The organism is Microbacterium sp. 20-116, assembly GCF_041079415.1.
Taxonomy (GTDB): Bacteria; Actinomycetota; Actinomycetes; order Actinomycetales; family Microbacteriaceae; genus Microbacterium.
The window spans coordinates 213,860-230,776 of record NZ_JBFYGP010000003.1; the positions used below are offsets into that span (position 1 = coordinate 213,860).

The 16,917-nt window shown below is 68.2% G+C and carries 14 protein-coding genes, 1 tRNA gene and 1 pseudogene; 6 read left to right on the top strand and 10 right to left on the bottom strand.

Features of this window, described 5'->3' with window-relative positions:
- Window positions 1-4: 4 nt before the first annotated feature.
- The 3 genes from AB6V29_RS08385 to AB6V29_RS08395 all read right to left on the bottom strand — a co-directional run bounded on the left by AB6V29_RS08385 (window position 5) and on the right by AB6V29_RS08395 (window position 3,455).
- Window positions 5-433 carry a MarR family winged helix-turn-helix transcriptional regulator gene (locus tag AB6V29_RS08385; protein WP_267789314.1) on the bottom strand — a complete coding sequence of 143 codons (429 nt, stop codon included), beginning with the start codon at window positions 431-433 and terminating at the stop codon, window positions 5-7.
- A gap of 170 nt (window positions 434-603) precedes the next feature.
- Window positions 604-1,800 carry an FAD-dependent monooxygenase gene (locus AB6V29_RS08390; RefSeq protein WP_369358000.1) on the bottom strand — a complete coding sequence of 399 codons (1,197 nt, stop codon included), beginning with the start codon at window positions 1,798-1,800 and terminating at the stop codon, window positions 604-606.
- Complete coding sequence (locus tag AB6V29_RS08395) at window positions 1,797-3,455, bottom strand: DHA2 family efflux MFS transporter permease subunit (RefSeq protein WP_267789312.1); 1,659 nt, start codon at window positions 3,453-3,455, stop codon at window positions 1,797-1,799. Before AB6V29_RS08395 ends, AB6V29_RS08390 begins: the two co-directional genes overlap by 4 nt.
- A 108-nt stretch (window positions 3,456-3,563) precedes the next feature.
- Here AB6V29_RS08395 and AB6V29_RS08400 point away from each other — a divergent pair, with 108 nt between their 5' ends.
- The 4 genes and pseudogenes from AB6V29_RS08400 (at window position 3,564) to AB6V29_RS08415 (ending at window position 7,083) form a co-directional block, all read left to right on the top strand.
- Entirely contained in the window at window positions 3,564-4,052 is a 489-nt protein-coding gene (locus AB6V29_RS08400) for a MarR family winged helix-turn-helix transcriptional regulator (protein WP_369358003.1), read from the top strand.
- A 487-nt stretch (window positions 4,053-4,539) separates the two neighbouring features.
- Window positions 4,540-5,532: pseudogene (locus tag AB6V29_RS08405) on the top strand (IS3 family transposase).
- Between the two features lie 315 nt (window positions 5,533-5,847).
- A complete protein-coding gene (locus AB6V29_RS08410) occupies window positions 5,848-6,168 on the top strand; it encodes a hypothetical protein (RefSeq protein WP_267789310.1) in 321 nt (106 codons plus the stop codon).
- 462 nt (window positions 6,169-6,630) lie between these two features.
- Entirely contained in the window at window positions 6,631-7,083 is a 453-nt protein-coding gene (locus AB6V29_RS08415; protein WP_267789309.1) for a hypothetical protein, read from the top strand.
- A gap of 708 nt (window positions 7,084-7,791) precedes the next feature.
- On the opposite strand, the gene AB6V29_RS08420 is transcribed toward AB6V29_RS08415, so the two are convergent.
- Window positions 7,792-7,881: transfer RNA gene (locus tag AB6V29_RS08420), tRNA-Ser, on the bottom strand.
- A gap of 304 nt (window positions 7,882-8,185) precedes the next feature.
- Between AB6V29_RS08420 and AB6V29_RS08425 the strand changes: the two genes are divergently transcribed.
- Together AB6V29_RS08425 and radA are read left to right on the top strand one after the other, a co-directional pair.
- The gene (locus tag AB6V29_RS08425) at window positions 8,186-9,139 is read left to right on the top strand and encodes an L-lactate dehydrogenase (protein WP_369358005.1); all 954 of its coding nucleotides are present in this window, start codon (window positions 8,186-8,188) and stop codon (window positions 9,137-9,139) included.
- Between the two features lie 62 nt (window positions 9,140-9,201).
- Window positions 9,202-10,569 (top strand): DNA repair protein RadA, encoded by a 1,368-nt coding sequence (gene radA, locus AB6V29_RS08430; protein ID WP_369358007.1) that lies wholly within the window; start codon window positions 9,202-9,204, stop codon window positions 10,567-10,569.
- Between the two features lie 574 nt (window positions 10,570-11,143).
- Here the strand turns inward: radA and AB6V29_RS08435 are convergent.
- The 6 genes from AB6V29_RS08435 to AB6V29_RS08460 form a co-directional block, all read right to left on the bottom strand.
- Window positions 11,144-11,554, bottom strand: coding sequence for a dehydrogenase (locus AB6V29_RS08435; protein ID WP_210072413.1), 411 nt, complete (start codon window positions 11,552-11,554; stop codon window positions 11,144-11,146).
- A 213-nt stretch (window positions 11,555-11,767) separates the two neighbouring features.
- Window positions 11,768-12,484 (bottom strand): FadR/GntR family transcriptional regulator, encoded by a 717-nt coding sequence (locus AB6V29_RS08440; RefSeq protein ID WP_369358009.1) that lies wholly within the window; start codon window positions 12,482-12,484, stop codon window positions 11,768-11,770.
- Window positions 12,485-12,509: 25 nt separating this feature from the next.
- The gene (locus tag AB6V29_RS08445; protein WP_267789307.1) at window positions 12,510-13,289 is read right to left on the bottom strand and encodes a 3-oxoacyl-ACP reductase; all 780 of its coding nucleotides are present in this window, start codon (window positions 13,287-13,289) and stop codon (window positions 12,510-12,512) included.
- 109 nt (window positions 13,290-13,398) lie between these two features.
- A complete protein-coding gene (locus AB6V29_RS08450; protein WP_369358011.1) occupies window positions 13,399-14,754 on the bottom strand; it encodes an aldehyde dehydrogenase in 1,356 nt (451 codons plus the stop codon).
- Window positions 14,751-15,575, bottom strand: coding sequence for a gamma-glutamyl-gamma-aminobutyrate hydrolase family protein (locus AB6V29_RS08455; RefSeq protein WP_369358012.1), 825 nt, complete (start codon window positions 15,573-15,575; stop codon window positions 14,751-14,753). The genes AB6V29_RS08450 and AB6V29_RS08455 overlap by 4 nt, the downstream gene beginning before the upstream one ends.
- Window positions 15,556-16,911, bottom strand: coding sequence for a glutamine synthetase family protein (locus tag AB6V29_RS08460; protein WP_369358013.1), 1,356 nt, complete (start codon window positions 16,909-16,911; stop codon window positions 15,556-15,558). The genes AB6V29_RS08455 and AB6V29_RS08460 overlap by 20 nt, the downstream gene beginning before the upstream one ends.
- Window positions 16,912-16,917 lie beyond the last annotated feature (6 nt).

Here is a 16,917-nt window from a genome sequence, read left to right on the forward strand (position 1 = left end):
TGCGCTAACGCAAATCTTCCTCAATCTGAACGGCGCGAAACAAAGCGGGTGACATGGAGGGATGGAGCTGCGTGAATTGCGCATCGAGCTGCTGCGCCACAGCGGCTGCCTGCCGGAGCAGGGCCAATCCTCCCTCAGTGAGCAAGAGGTTCGCTGATGCTCCCGGACGGTGCTGTTCGGCGACCACCAAGCCGCGTTGCTTAAGGCCTGCAACGATGGAATGTGCACTTTGGACGGACACGCCGTGCGAGCGCCCGACGTCGCTTATGGACAGGCCTGGCGACTCCCACAGATCGCACAGAACGGCGAATTGACGGGGTGTCAGCTCGAGGGACGTCAGATCGGACGCAAATCGGCGTTTCCACTCCCGCCCAAGGCTCAAAAGCGCCAGTGTCGGGCTCGAGCGCAGCGCGCCGAGAATATGGTCGGGCATCAATAAATTCTACGCGCCATGGGACCGGTCCCAGGTGGCTACGAAGGCTGTGTCCTGTCGACCCGCCTTGCTGATCTACAGCTCCGTGTCGTCGCAACGGTTCGCTATCCAAGGTGGGCTTTGAGGTCACACCAGTATCGAACCGTGGTCTAGCGGGGCTGGCACACTGATCACTCGTAGTCGGGCAACTTGAACGCGTCGGCGGGGGGACGGAACAGCCCCGCGGTCAGACGCCGCCCGACGCGTGACGCTGCCGCTCGCATCACGCCATGAAAGATTGCTCTTCCGGCGAGAGAACGGGGGTTCGCAAGTCGCGGGGCGCCTGGTGGGAGATCTTGTGCCCGCGTGACGAACGGGCGGAGGATTTCTTCATAGCGCTGTAAAGCTGTCTCAATATCTATGCCGCGCCCGAGTTCACCGGCTAGGACGTAGGCACCTACGAGCGAGAGGGTCGTACCCATGCCGCTGAGTGGAGACGCGCAGTAGGCGGCGTCGCCGACGAGCGCGACCCTACCGTGGTGCCATGTGTCGAGGTGCACCTGACCGACTCGATCGAGATACAGCTCATCTGCGTGCGCCATCTCGCGCAGCACGCGCGGAGCCTGCCACCCGGCATCGGCAAATCGCTCGCGCAGCGCGGCGCGCACATGACTCGGGTCGTCGTCTGTGGCAGCGCCCTCGTCACCACGGGTCGGGTAGGAAAGCGTGGCGCGGATTGTACCGAGGTTGTCGGGGCGCAGGGTGATGCTCCGCCCACCGGTGGCGGAATACCACCGCCACCAGTCGGTGTCGTCGGGCGTCCGGGGAATTGTCAGGTATGCCGTTGACATGTTCTTCGAGACAACCAGATCGGTGCCAGGAAAGATTAGTCGACGCGTACGAGAACGCATTCCCTCGGCGATCACGACGAGGTCGAACCGCTCTTCAGTTCCGTCGTCGAACGTGACCTGTATGTTGGTGCGACGCTCGTCGAGCGAGCGGATCGTGGTGCCGAAGAGGTAGGCGACGTGATCTTTGGTGAGGTCGAACAGAACTCGTGACAGTTCGCCGCGGAGAATCTCGAGCTCTGCCGTCGCCCCACCGGTGTCATCGCGCCCTGCTGGGAAGCTCGCTACGGTCTGTCCGCGCGTCCCGATGAACTGTGTTCCTACCTCGTGGGTGTTCCGCGCCCGGATTTCTTCCTCCACCCCCATGCGGCGCGCGACCTCGCGGCCGGCGCCGCGGATGTCGATGTTCTGCCCGCCCGTGCGGAGCTCGGGTGCCCGCTCGACGACAGTGACTTCCCACCCCGCGCGGTTCATCCAATAGGCCAGTGCAGGCCCCGCGATGCTTGCGCCGCTGATGAGGATGCGTCGGCGCGCGGTCATCGTGCCACCCCTGTCGTAGTCGTCGTGAACGCGGATGGCTCGCTTGCTGTCCGCTCCGTATGGTTTGAGGTGTCGGAGCCCGCTGGGCGCGACGGGATTAGGTAGGTGGCAATGACGCCAACGACTAGGAACCCGGCGGCGAGGAAGGCGCCGAACGCCACGGCATCCGTCATCGACTGGCGTGCCAGGTCGGCGACGTAGTCGAGGCCCGGAACTTGACCGATCGGCTCGATCGCCGCACCGGCGCTGTCGGTCACCGCATCTGCGAAGCCTTTCGCGTCGGAAGGGGCCAGTCCGCTGGCTTCGAGTTTGCCCTGGAGCGTGGTGCCCAGGGACGAGAAGAAGACGGTCGTGAGTGCCGCGATCCCGAGCGCCGAGCCGAGCTGACGGAAGGTGCTCTGGATGCCCGAACTCTGGCCGCCGCCCTCGGTGGGCACGTCGGCGAGCACGACGTTGGTGACCTGTGCGGTCGCGAAGCCGACGCCCACCCCGTAGAAGAAGAGAATGACCGCGATCAGCAGCCACGACGCGTCGGTGAGAGCGGCGACGAGGCCGAGGCCTGCGAGACCGAGCACCTCGAGGATCAGCCCGAGTCTCACGAAGGTCAGCGCACTGACGCGGTTCGAGAAGGGGAAGCTGATGCCGCTGGCGACGAAGCTACCGATTGCGATTGGAACGAGCGCGAGGCCTGCTTGCAGGGGCGAGTAGCCGAGGGTGAACTGCAGCCAGAGGGGAAGCACCGCGATGATGCCGAATTCGCCGAGCCCGATGATGAGGGTGGCGATGTTGCCGTTGCGGAATGACGCGATCGAGAACAGCCGCGTGTCCATGAGCGGCTGGTGGCGGCTGTCTGAGCGGCTGAGCCGCACCTGCCGCCACACGAACAGGGCGAGCACCAGCACCGCGGCGACGAGTGCGACAAAGGCGGGCGATAGACCGGAATCCCAGCGCCAGCCGAACAGGTCGGACGCACTCTTACTGACGACCCATCCATAGACACGGCCCTCGACGACCCCGAAGGCGAGCAGGCCGAGCCCGATGACAGAGAGGGCGGCGCCGAGACCGTCGACACCGCCGCGCGAGCGAGCGGACTGGGAGAGGAATAGTGCACCGATGACGACAATGACGATCGTCAACGGGATATTGATGCCGAACGCCCACCGCCACGAGACGTGCTCGGATAGCCAGCCGCCGAGCACGGGTCCGAGCGCCGTGGCGGCGCCGATCGTCGAACCCCAGACAGCGAAAGCTCTGCCGCGCGCCGCACCCGTGAACATCGCATTCAGCAACGCGAGCGAGGTCGGCAATACCGCGGCGGCTCCGATGCCCTGCAGAAAGCGGGCGAGGATCAAGATCTCGCCCGTGGGAGCGAGGCCCGCGAGCAGACTTGTGAGGCCGAAGACGACGACGCCGACAAGGAAGACGGTCTTCGCGCCGCGGAGGTCGGAGATACGTCCTACGACCAACAGCAGTGCGGCGAAGACGATCGCATACGACTCTTGGATCCACTGAGCCTGGCTTGAGTCGATGTTCAGATCGTTGATCACCGAGGGGGTGATGACGTTGACGATCGTCGTGTCGACGACGATCAGGGCGACACCCAGGGCTACGGCAACCAGACCGACCCATCGACGTGCGTTCTCGGACAGGGCCATCGCGCATCTCCTCAGATACTTTGATGATCAAATGATTCGACGAAAGAATAGCTTGATGGAGTGATAATCTGCAAGTCCGACCGCGGCACATCAGGATGGGAGGCCAACGTGGGCGACCACGACACTTCTGGCGACCTAGACCCTGTTCCCGTCCCGGTCACAGAGGCACTCCGTGTCTACGGTGAGACCTACACACGGGTCGCTCGGGCCTTCGCCTCTCACGCCGGGCTGCACTCCACCGATGCGACGGCGATGATCGAAATCCTCAGCGCCGAAGAACGCGGCACACCGCTCTCGCCGGCGAAGCTGAGCGATCAGATCGGTCTCAGTTTTGGCGCCACCTCGACCCTGCTGAACCGACTCGAAGCGGTCGGCCACGTCACCCGCAGCCGCATACAGGCGGATCGCCGGATCGTGACCCTGCACTCGACGCCTGAGGTGCAACGACTCGCGGATGATTTCTTCGAGCCGCTCGGGCGACGCCTCGACTCGATTCTCGCCGCGCACTCTCCTGCGTTCCTTGCTGAATTCTCAGCGCTGCTGATCGAGTTACGAAAGGCCACCGATGACCACATCTCGGAAAGTCCAGATAGCTAGATCCCGCTGCCTCACCTGTCGTAGTCGCGAGGCCGGGCAATCTGTCGTTTCGTAAGGACTCTTCTCCGGCCCGACGGCGGCGCTCGACTCGCCGAGCAGACGCGGGAAACGGAGCCTGACGTATCCATCGATTCTCGTCGGAAACGGAGCGGTTCCCTGCCGATACTCGACGTTATGTCAGAAGCGCGACATAGGAACCGTTCGTCTGCTCATCCGGAGGTCCGAAAAACCCGAAACCGCCTACAGCGCACCCGTCGTCCGCCCTCCGCACGAGGTACATGGCGAAGGGGTCATCAGTCGGTTCCGCGGCAGCGAGAGACGTCAACGGGCCCAGCTCATCCGCGAAGGGATACTCGCGGTGCCAGTTGTCACCGGGCTGTTCCTGCCGAGCGACGATGCGCCGGGCGAGGTCCGGGGAGATTGGCTCCAATGTAAGGCGTGAATTGGCCTGACTTTCGTTCCGTTCTTCAAGCAAGGATGGAAGACGATGAACAGGAAGTACTCGCCGGAGATGCGTGAGCGGGCGTTGCGGATGCTCGCGAAGACACGGCCGTCGCACGCGACGTTGATGAGTGCCGCGCGGCATGTGGCGGGGCTGTTGGGGATGAGTCCGGAAACGTTGCGGTTATGGCACCGTCAAGCGGAGGTGGATGCGGGCGCTAAGCGTGGGGTCACGACCGAGGCAGCGCAGCGCATCAAGCAGCTCAAGAAGGAGGTTTCGGAGTTGCGGAAGGCGAATGAGATTCTCAAGGCTGCGAGCGTGTTTTTAGCGAAGGAGCTCGACCGCCCCTGACCGTGATGGTCCGGTTCATCAACGAGTATCAGGATCGTTTCGGGGTCGAGCTCATCTGCCGGGTGTTGCGCCCGGCGGTTCAGGGCTTCCTCACCGCGCGCGGGTATCGCGCCGCAGTCGGGCGTGGCCCGTCGGCCCGGCAACTGGGGGACGAACTCCTCGTCCCGGAAGTGGCCAGGTCGCATGCGGAGAACTACGGCGTCTACGGGCGACGGAAGATGCATGCGCTGATGCGCCGGCAAGGGTGGGACATCGGTCGGGACCAGACCGAACGCCTCATGCGCCTCGCCGGAGTTCGCGGCGTCCGCACGTCCAAGCGCGTGTTCACCACCCGCCCGGACAAGACGATCGCGCTGCCGGTGATCTCGTGAACCGTCGATTCACCGCACCAGCGCCGCGGCGACTCTGGGTCTGCGACGTAACTTACGTCGCGACGTGGTCCGGGTTCGCATACGTTGCGTCGCCGAGGCGATCAACAACCTCTACAAGACCGAGCTCATCTGTCAGCGCGGCCCCTGGCGGACGGTCGAACAGGTCGAACCTGCGACCCCGGAATGGGTGCGGTGGTGGAACAACCAGCGGCTCCATGGCGAGCTCGACATGCGCACCCCAGTCGAGGTCGAAACCGCGTACTACGCTGACCAAGAATCAGGCCAACCAGCACCTGCCGGACAAGGCTCCCGATAGGAACGAAAGTCAGGCCGATTCACAACTATCTTTCGCCGGGACGATTTCAACGCGTGAGGTGACCACGACCCTGCGGGCCGCGTGCCAGGACAACCTCCGCGAGGAAGGTATCCGTTTGGTGTGCTGACCGTCCCCTCCCGATCTTCGCTGGCTGAGGATCTTCGGTCGAATCTGACAGCGTCCCGTCGTAACTGAGTCGACATTCCGTCTTCCATGTTCGATGGGGCCCGGAGACGGAGCCCCCGAGGAGGACAAATGACAGCGAACGTTTCCCCGACGAGATGGCCCGACCCTCATGATCGTGTTGATCAATTCGTGAGGGGGCGACTTCTGCGTTGGTACCCCCGGCAATGGCGTCGACGACACGGTGAGATCCTCGTCTCCACGCTTCTCGACGTCGCCCACGAGGAGAACCGTGCGGCCACGAGTCGGGCAGAGATCCGGGACGCCGCCGTACACGGTACGGCCGCGCGCCTCGACCGCCGCTTCGTGGCGCTGTCGGCTTTCTCCGCCGCGGCGCTCTCCGTCGTGGCCGGCGTGCTAGCTACGATGAGCTCCGCCCCCGGCATCCTGGGTCTCCTTCCGAGCACGGTCACTCCCCCGCTCGCGTCATGGTCGCTCGTCGCCGTGCTATGACTGCGCGGCCTCTTGTCCGACGGCCCCGCCCTCGCCGTCGTCATTGCGAGCTCTATCGCCTGGACGCTGAACGGTCTGACCGCCATGTCATGGTCCCTTGGTTCGATGCGGCGGACGCCGGGCTTGCCGCTCCCCGGCTCGCGGAAGCTTGAACACCGCTCTTCGCTGCGGCGGCCGGGGCAGGCGGAGTGAGCATCGCGGTGATCGTCGAGCCGATCCTCCGCCGCGCCCGGCTGCCGCTCATCGGACGCGTCGTCATCGGCGGAATGGGAGAAGCGACGCTCGCTCCGCTGATCAGCCTCGCCACCCTCAGTCCGGTGACGACCGGTGCCGGTGCGCTGGCCGCGACCGTCCTCGCGATGAAGGGGCGCTCCGTGGCGCCGTCGTCGCCACCGCCCCTCACGCTCGTCACCGACCCCCGGGCGCGCGCGTGGACGCCGGGCGCCCCGTCCGCTCGCCGTCGTGGCCGCCCTGGGAGGGGTTCTCGGGGCGGTGTACGCCTTAAGTGGCCAGTCGTGGTCGCCGGGCGCCCTCGACGGCACGATGGCCATGGCCCACGGCATCACCATCCTCGCCCTGGTGGCCGTGCCCCCGCTCGCGGCCCTCGACGTATCGGCGCCAGCACGGACCCGCTTTTCCGCGGTCGGCCCCGCCGCCGTCGCCGCGCTGGGGTGCGGCATCCTCGCCGTCGCCTACATCGGCGCCCCGGACGCTGCTGCGATGTGGCCGCTGATGCAGCTCTCGGCCGCGACGATCGGAGCGGCGATCGCGTGGTGGCTCGTTCCGCGTGTCGGGTTCTCCTGGCCGACGGCCGTCACCGTCGGTTTCGTGACGGGTCTGGTCTACGCGGCGTTCCTCGGTGTGATGATCGGTCCCCTCCTGACGTTCCGGCCTGGACCGCGTCAGCGGCGATGACCGCGTCGTGGATGCCCGCGGTGACCAACGACTGCACCTCGAGCGCGGCGGTGAAGCCTTGTGCGATCCAACAGCTGACATACAGCTCGCGCACTTCCTGCGTGGGATACTCCTCGAAGCCGGGCGGGTGCTCCCCCACGGCGATGACGCCGGCGAGCTGAACGAGCACAGTGCCGGGGCGCGCAGGTTCCCAGTGAGAGGCTCCTGGCCGACGGCCCACCTCAGCGCTCATTCCCCGTGACGCCTCGAACAAGTATCGCGTACCGCCAGCTGCCGATGGACGATCGGCGCGGAACTTCTCCGTGTTGGGTGGGAAGGCTTCTCCCCCATTGAACTCTTCGGCGAGGCGCTGCAGTTCGCGGACGATGGCGCCTTCGGCGACAACCTTCAGGAATGAGTACCCGCCGGCCACACCGGCAGTGCGGGCGAGGCCGGGGGGGGACATCCCTGATTCACGCGGCGGAGGAATTCGTGCCGAGGACATGGCCACAGGCTAGCTAGGGCTGAGTTGGCCCGGTGCGCGCGAGTGGCCACCCCACCGCCACTGCGGCTGGTCTGAACTTTCCACCGGCGACCAACAGGACAGTGGCCCCAGCCCCGGTGGGCGGTCTTCGCGATCCAGTTACCGCAGCGTTACCGCTGATGGTCGACAGTGCAAAACAAAAGCCCCGAATCCCTGCGTTTCCGGGAGACTCGGGGCCTTCGTAGTGGCGGTGACGGTGGGATTTGAACCCACGGTAGGGGTGAACCTACACAACATTTCGAGTGTTGCACCTTCGGCCGCTCGGACACGTCACCGCCGAATAGCTTACGACAGAAGACCGGATGCCGCGAATCGGCGGCCGACACCAGTCACCGCGGCTTCCGGTCGACGCGTGCCGAACTCCTGAGAACTGACCCCGCAGGCGAGGGGCCCGACCCCGCGGGGGCCTACGGACCCCGGAACCTCCGGGTCCCGGCGCGGCGCGCACCGCGCCGCACCACCCGAGAACTCAGGAGTTACGCCTACCCCCTCCGCACGTACCGCGACCCCACGCATCCGTTCATCCACCGTCGAACGACCGCGGTGGAGGCCGCCGTCCCCCGCTGCCAGGATCGAGCCATGAGCGTGATCGAGAACTCGAAGCTGACGGTCGTAGGAGCAGGAAGCGTGGGCGCGAGCGTCGCGTACGCCGCCCTCATCCGCGGGTCGGCGCGGCACGTCGCGCTCTACGACATCGCGGCCGAGAAGGTCGAGGCCGAGGTGCTCGACCTCGCCCACGGCACGCAGTTCACCGGCTCGAGCGACATCACGGGCGGCAGCGACGTGTCGGTCGCCGAGGGCTCCCACGTGGTCGTCGTCACCGCGGGTGCGAAGCAGAACCCGGGCCAGACCCGCACCGAGCTCGCAGCGACGAACGCCGCGATCGTCCGCGACATGATGCCCAAGCTCCTCGAGGTCGCGCCGAACGCGATCTACGTGATCGTGACGAACCCGTGCGACGTGCTGACGGTCCTGGCCCAAGAGGCGACCGGCCTCCCCAGCCGGCGCATCTTCGCCTCGGGCACCGTGCTCGACACCTCGCGCCTGCGCTGGAAACTGGCTCAGCGCGCCGGCGTCGCGACCTCGAGCGTGCACGCCTGGATCGTCGGCGAGCACGGCGACACCGAGTTCCCCCTGTGGTCGACCGCCACGATCGGTTCGGTGCCGATCACCGAGTTCGAGCTTCCCGACGGCACGCGTTTCGATCGCGAGCAGTTGGATGCCATCGCCGTCGACGTGCGCGACGCCGCCTACAAGGTCATCAGGGGCAAGGGCGCGACGAACTACGCCATCGGCCTGTCGAGCGCCCGGATCGTCGAGGCGATCCTGCGCGATGAGCACGCGATCCTGCCGGTCAGCACGGTGCTGCAGGACTTCCGCGGCATCGACGGCATGGCACTGTCGGTCCCCTCGATCGTGTCTGCCCGCGGCGCCGTGCCCCTGACGGGCACCCCGTTCTCCGACGCCGAGCTGACGCTGCTGCGCCGCTCCGCCAACGCGCTGACGACGGTCACGGAGTCGCTCCGCGACTGAGCAGATCCCGGATGCCGGGACCCCGACGCGGCGATGTCGGAGCTCCCACGTAGCCTGAGCACATGGCATCCCGACGTCCCGCTGCAGCCCCCGCCCCGTACCGGTGCACCGAGTGCGGGTGGACGACGCTGAAGTGGGTCGGCCGCTGCGGCGAGTGCCAGTCGTGGGGCACGGTGGTCGAGGCCGCCGAGCAGACCGGAATCGTTCGATCGATCGCGCCCGTCGCGCCCGGGGCCGCCCGCGCTGCCCGCCGCATCACCGAGATCGACACGCAGGACGCCCCGCGCCGCACGAGCGGAGTGGGCGAGTTCGACCGCGTGCTGGGCGGCGGCATCGTGCCCGGTGCCGCGATCCTGCTGAGCGGCGAGCCTGGCGTCGGCAAGTCCACCCTGCTCCTCGAGGTCGCCGCCCAGAGCGCACGCGCGGGCCGACGCGTGCTCTACGCCAGCGGTGAGGAGTCCGCGGCGCAGGTGCGCCTTCGCGCCGAGCGCACCGGCGCCCTGCATGACGAGCTCTTCCTCGCGGCCGAGACCGACCTCGCCACGATCCTCGGCCACATCGACCAGGTCGAGCCGGGGCTGCTCATCGTCGACTCCGTGCAGACGGTGTCGTCGGCACACAGCGACGGCGCGGCGGGCCAGCCGGCGCAGGTGCGAGAGGTGGCATCCGCTCTCATTCGCGTCGCGAAGGAGCGAGGGCTGCCCGTGATCCTCGTCGGACACGTGACCAAGGACGGCTCGATCGCGGGTCCGCGAATCCTCGAACACCTGGTCGACGTCGTCTGCCACTTCGAGGGCGACCGGCAGACCTCGCTCCGCTTCGTGCGGGCCCTCAAGAACCGCTTCGGCCCGACCGACGAGGTTGGCTGCTTCGATATGACCGGCACCGGCATCGCCGAGGTCGCCGACCCCAGCGCGCTGTTCCTCGGCCACGGCGAGCCCGAGCCCGGCACGTGCGTCACCATCGCGATGGAGGGCCGTCGCGCTCTCCCCGTCGAGATCCAGGCACTCGCCGTGCGGCAGACCGCCCCGAACCCTCGGCGTATCGTCAACGGCGTCGATTCTTCGCGGGTCGCCATGGTGCTCGCGGTCCTCGAGAGCCGCATGGGTCTGACGCTCTCCGACCGCGATGTCTACGTCTCCACCGTCGGCGGAGTGCGCCTGGTCGAACCGGCCGCCGACCTCGCGATCGCGATCGCCGTGGCCAACGCCGTCAAGAACCGCAAGGTCTCGAAACGCCTCGCCGCAATCGGCGAGCTGACCCTCACCGGCGAGATCCGCAACGTCACGCAGGCCGCGCAGCGCGCATCCGAGGCAAAGCGGCTCGGGTATCACACGGTGCTCGACTCCTCATCCCGCAAGCTCGCTCAAGCCCTCAACGAGCTGCAGGTGCGCGGGGCACCGCGCGACGACAGCGAACCAGGGTTCTGACGCGGGGCAGCGTCGGCCTGCACGATCGAGTACCAGGGTTCTGACGCGGGGCAGCCTCGGCCTGCACGATCGAGTGCCGGGGTTCTGACGCGGGGCAACGTCGGCCTGACCGATCGGGTTGCTGCACCCTGTCGCCCCGGTCGCGATGGAACGACCGGCGTGATCGACGTACCCGGCGCGTTCAGCGAGCGTCGATCGCCCCGGCGCATCCCATACGCACACGGCACACGGGTCGCATTCGCGCAGAGGCTGCGTGATCAGCGACCGGGAGGCGCGGAGCGACGGCGGCGGTGCGGCGAGGTCATTCCCAGGACCGCGGGGATGACAAGTCCGGCGGCGCACACGGCACCGGCGATCAGGTACTCCATGGCTTCGAGTCTTGCACGCGTTCTTCACCCGCGCGAGTTGCGCCCCTCACCCCGGGCCGTTTCGCCCCGCGCCAGCGCCCCATCCGTCGTTCGAGTGTCCAAAACACCCGGACGAAATTCGAAACACTCCGGGTGTTTTGGACACTCGACGACAGACCAGACCTCCCCCGCGGCGTGGGCAGTGCGAGCCCGCGCGTGGGGGCGTCTCAGGCGTCGAGAGCGGCGATCAGGTCGGCCGGCGACGCCTGGATCGGGTGGGGCCCCGCGATGTCGATGAACACCGTGGTGATGGCATCCTGATGCGTTCCGAGGAACGTCCGCAGCCACTGCGGCGACTGCAGAGCCACGTGGGGAGGCAGGCTCTCGGGCTTGTGCGCCGCATCACTGAAAAGCAGCAGCGCGAGCTGCCCCGTGTTCGGATCGCGGTAGGTCCACACCTCGCCGACGCTGAGCGGGTTGTCGGCGTCGCCCGGGGTCATCAGCGGCACGACCGTCGGTCCGTGACGCAGGGCGAAGGCGATCGCCGCCATGTCCTGGGTCTGCAGGGCATCGGTGAGCGCGGTGTTCTTGAAGTCCACGTCGAGCTTCTTCCCCTTGCGCTTCTTGCCCGCTGCCATCCTCCGAGCCTATCCGCGCGGCGCCGCGCACGCCCGCGCGAAGCCTGACGACGGGAGAATCCCCGACCGGAGGATCGAACGCCCGGGCCGCATCGTTCGCCGCTCGGTACCGCCGCCCCGCCTCGCGATCTCGCGCCCCGCCGGGCGACCTTCCACCCGCGGCGCGCGCTGCGCCCCGCGATCTGCACCCCCGCACCGCACTCCGCGAGAGCCCTACGCTAAGAACCCCCGCAGCAGCGCCTCGGATCCCGCGAGATGATCGCGCATGGCCGCGTGGGCGGCATCCGGCCTCCCGGCGAGGATCGCCGAGACCACCGCGGCGTGCTGCGAGGTGGAGTGCTCGATGTTGCGCGGCAGCAGGGGGAACGTGTCGAGCCAGGCGTTCACGCGCGCGCGGTTGTCGGCCACGAGGGGAACGAGAGACGGGATGCCGGCGAACTCCGCGATCGTCAGGTGCAGGAGGGTGTCGAGCCGGCGGTAGTCCTCCCCGTCGGCGAGCGCGGCCGCTTCGTGCCGTGCCCACAGCACGTCCCGCTCGTCCGCCGACAGCGACCGTGCGGCCGCCGCCCACGCCGCCCCGGGTTCGAGGACGCCCCGCAGCGCGATGACGTCGGAGAGCTCGGCGGCCGACACGACCGCCGGCTGCGAGGGCCGGGGCACGGGGTCGACGACGAAGGTGCCGCCGTAGCGACCGCGTCGCGTCTCGAGCCACCCGGCATCCGACAGCTCCTTGAGTGCCTCGCGGACGGTGTCGCGACTCACCCCGTACAGCGCGGCGAGCTCGCGCTCCGCGGGAAGCGACTCCCCCGGTGCGACGAGCCCGAGCCGCACGGTCTGCACGATGCGCGCCGTGGTGTCCTCGAGCGCGTTGCCGCTGCGCACGGGACGGTACACGGCCCGGCGCAGGTCGTCGAGCGGCGCGTCTGTCACTCCCTCAGCCTGTCACGTCACCGGTTCACAGGGGCGTGACGTAGGCGTTGGTGATACCCCCGTCGACCACGAACGCCGTCGCGGTGATGAAGGACGCGTCATCGGATGCCAGGAACGCCACGCTCGCGGCCATCTCCTCCGGCTCTGCGAAGCGGCCCATCGGCACGTGCACGAGTCGACGCTGCGCACGCTCGGGGTCTTTCGCGAACAGTTCCTGCAGGAGCGGGGTGTTCACCGGTCCGGGGCAGAGGGCGTTCACGCGGATACCCTGACGCGCGAACTGCACGCCGAGTTCGCGGGTCATCGCGAGCACGCCGCCCTTCGACGCCGTGTACGAGATCTGCGAGGTGGCCGACCCCAGCAGCGCCACGAACGACGCCGTGTTGATGATCGAACCCCTGCCCGCGGGCACCATGTGCCGCAGCGCCGCCCGCGAGCAGAGGTACACGCTCTTGAGGTTGACGTCTTGCACCCGGTCCCACGCGGGCAGCTCGGTCGTCTCGATCGAGTCGTCGTCGGCGGGCGAGATGCCGGCGTTGTTGAAGGCGATGTCGACGCTGCCGAGGTCAGCGGCCACGCCGTCGAAGAGGGCGTTCACCGATGCTTCGTCAGCGACGTTCACCTGCCGGAAGACACCGCCCACCTCGGTGGCGGCGGCCGTGCCGGTGGTCTCGTCGAGATCGGCGATCACAACGCGGGCCCCCTCGGCGGCGAAGCGGCGAGCGGTGGCGAGGCCGATCCCGCTGGCCCCTCCGGTGACGATGGCGACGCGGTCGCGCAGACGCTGGGTGAGGTCGATGGTCATGGGTGGTGGTTCCTTTCGAGCAGTACCGCGTCCCACGTGCGGCCGCTTAAGGGTGGCCTCGACAGCACGAAGTGGGACGTCTCGTGAGAGAGAGGGGGCATGGAGGTCGTCAGTCGGTGGCGTAGAACACGTTCTTCACCTCGGTGAAGTGCTCGGCGGCATCCGGTCCGAGCTCGCGACCGAGGCCCGAGGCCTTCATGCCGCCGAAGGGGGTGGCGTACCGCACCGACGAGTGCGAGTTCACCGAGAGCACGCCGCTGCGCACGCCGCGCGAGACCCGGATGCCGCGCCCCAGGCTCTCGGTCCAGATCGAGCCCGCGAGACCGTAGGCGGTGTCGTTGGCGAGACGGATGGCATCCGCTTCGTCGTCGAAGGGCAGCACGGCCAGCACGGGTCCGAAGACTTCGTCGCGCGCGATGCGGTCGCCGGGCTGCGCGAGCACGACGGCCGGCGCGAACCAGAAGCCCTCACCCTCGGGCGCCGCACCGCGGAAGGCGACATCGACTCCATCGAGGAAGCCCTGCACGGTGGAGCGGTGGGATGCCGAGATGAGCGGGCCCATCTGAGTGTCTTCGCTCGTGGGGTCGCCGACTCTCCACGCGGTCACGGCGGGTTCGAGCATCTCGAGGAAGCGGTCGAAGACGCGGCGCTCCACGAGCAGACGGCTGCGCGCGCAGCAATCCTGCCCGGCGTTGTCGAACACCGAGCCGGGGACGCCCGCGGCGGCCTTCTCGAGATCGGCGTCGGCGAAGACGATGTTCGCGCTCTTGCCGCCGAGTTCGAGGGTCACGGGCTTGAGCATCCGCGCGCAGCCCGCGGCGACCTCGGTGCCGACCTCGGTCGAGCCGGTGAAGACGACCTTGTGCACGTCGGGGTGTGAGACGAAGCGCTGGCCCACGACCGAGCCCGAGCCGACGATCACCTGGAACAGCCCCTCCGGCAGCCCGGCTTCGAGAGCGAGTTCGCCCAGGCGGATCGCGGTGAGCGGGGTCAGCTCGGCGGGCTTGAGCACGACGGCGTTGCCCGCGGCGAGCGCCGGGGCGAAGCCCCACGCCGCGATCGTCATGGGGAAGTTCCACGGCACGATGATCCCGACCACGCCGTAGGGCTCGTGGTAGGTCACATCGAGTCCGCCGGCGACCGGGATCTGCGAGCCGATCAGGCGTTCCGGCGCCCCGGCGTAGTAGTTGAGCACCTGCGCGACGTGCTGCGCCTCCCAGCGGGCCGAGCCGATCGGGTGGCCCGAGTTCTTCACCTCGAGCGCCGCGAGCTCCTCGACGTGCGCCTCGACGACCCGTGCGAAGGCCCTCAGCGCGTCGGCACGGGCGACGGGAGCGAGGGCTGCCCACGCGCCCTGGGCTCGCACGGCGGCCGCGACCGCGGCATCCACCTCGTCGATCTCTGCGCGTTCGAGCGTGGTGATGGGCGACCCGGTCGAGGGGTCGATGACGGTGAAGGTGCTCATGCGGGGACTCCCTGGTGCGCGGAGGAGGTGGGGGCGGGGGCGGACGATGCGGGCACGGCCGGTTCGGCCTCTGCTCGGGACGCACGATGGGCCGCCGCCGCGGCGACGAGTCCGAGGAACAGTCGCCGATCCTCGGCGTTCTCCTCGGGATGCCACTGCACGGCGACGAGGTAGTCGTCGCCGACGGTCTCGACGGCCTGGACGAGACCGTCGTCGGTGCGTGCGGTGACCCGCAGGCCCTCGGCGACCCGGTCCACGCCCTGGTGGTGGTAGCTGTGGACGGTGAGGGGGCCGGCGCCGACGAGACCGGCGAGCCGGGTCTCGGCATCCACCTCCACGGTGTTCTCGGCGAACACGCCCCCGCCGATCCGGTACCTCTCGGTGCCGAGCGCTTCGGGCAGATGCTGGTGCAGGGTGCCGCCCATCGCGACATTGATGAGCTGCAGACCGCGGCAGATCCCGAAGACGGGGATGCCGCGCTCTCGTGCCCCCGCGAGCAGCGCGATCTCCCACTCGTCCCGGTCGGCACGAGCGGGGTCGGTGAGCGGGTGACGCTCCACCCCGTACAGCTCGGGCTGCACGTCGAGGCCGCCCGTGAGGATCAGCCCGTCGAGCCCGTCGAGCACCGTCGCCGCGGCCTGCTCGGGTCGCGGTTGGGGCGGCAACAGCACGGCGGTGGCGCCCGAGCCCGTCACGGCATCGAAGTACTGCTGCGGGAGGAACGACGCACGGACGTCCCACACGCCCTGTTTCGCGCGCTCGAGGTAGGTCGTGAGTCCGACCACGGGCGTACGGGTCGGATCAGAGACGCTCGAAACCACGCACCCGCTCCCAGTCCGTCACGGCGGCGTCGTAGGCCTCGACCTCGATACGCGCCTGGTTCAGATAGTGCTCGACGACCTCGTCGCCGAAGGCCGCGCGGGCGATCCTGGACTCCGAGAAGAGATGGGCCGCCTCGCGGAGCGTCGTCGGCAGGGTGTCGACGCCGGCGGCGTAGGCGTTGCCGGTGAGCGGGGCGGGCAGTTCGAGCTCGTTCTCGATGCCGTGCAGGCCTCCCGCGATGATCGCCGAGATCGCCAGGTACGGGTTCACGTCTCCCCCGGGCACGCGGTTCTCGACGCGCAGCGACGACCCGTGGCCCACCACGCGCAGGGCGCACGTGCGGTTGTCGACGCCCCACGCCACCCCGGTCGGAGCGAAGGAGCCCTTCGCGTAGCGCTTGTAGGAGTTGATCGTGGGGGCGTACAGCAGCGTGAACTCGCGGAGAGTGCTCAGGATGCCGGCGATCCAGTGCCCCATCAGGGGGCTGAACCCGTGCTCCCCGTCGCCGGCCATCACCGCCGCACCGTCATCGCCGCGCACGGAGAGGTGGATGTGGCAGCTATTGCCCTCGCGCTCGTTGAACTTGGCCATGAAGGTCAGCGACTTGCCGTGTCGGTCGGCGATCTCTTTCGCGCCGTTCTTGTACAGGGTGTGGTTGTCGGCGGTCTCGAGCGCCTCGGCGTAGCGAAACGCGATCTCCTGCTGGCCGAAGTTGCACTCGCCCTTCACGCCCTCGCAGTACATGCCCGCGCCGTCCATGCCGAGACGGATGTCGCGCAGCAGGGGCTCGAGCCGCGTCGTGGCGAGCAGGTTGTAGTCGACGTTGTAGTCGGTGGAGGGGGTCAGTCCCGTGTAGCCCTTCGCCCAGGCGTCGCGGAACGAGTCGTCGAAGACGATGAACTCCAACTCCGTCCCGGCGTAGGCGGTGAGTCCGCGCTCGGCGAGACGAGCGCGCTGCGCGGTCAGGATGCCGCGGGGCGACTGTGCGACGTGCGCACGATCTCCCCACGCGAGGTCGGCGAAGACGAGCGCGGTCCCGGGCTGCCAGGGGATCGTGCGCAGGGTGTCGAGGTCGGGCACGAGCAGCATGTCGCCGTAGCCCTTCTCCCAGCTCGACATGGCGTACCCGTCGACGGTGTTGAGGTCGACATCGACCGAGAGCAGGTAGTTGCACGCCTCCGCGCCGTGGCCGCGGACTTCGTCGCGCCAGAACCGCGCGGCGACGCGCTTGCCGACGAGCCGGCCCTGCGCGTCGGGGAAGGCGACGACGACCGTGTCGATCTCTCCCGCCTCGATCGCGGCATCCAGGTCTTCGCTGCTGAGATTGCCCGCCATGGTCTC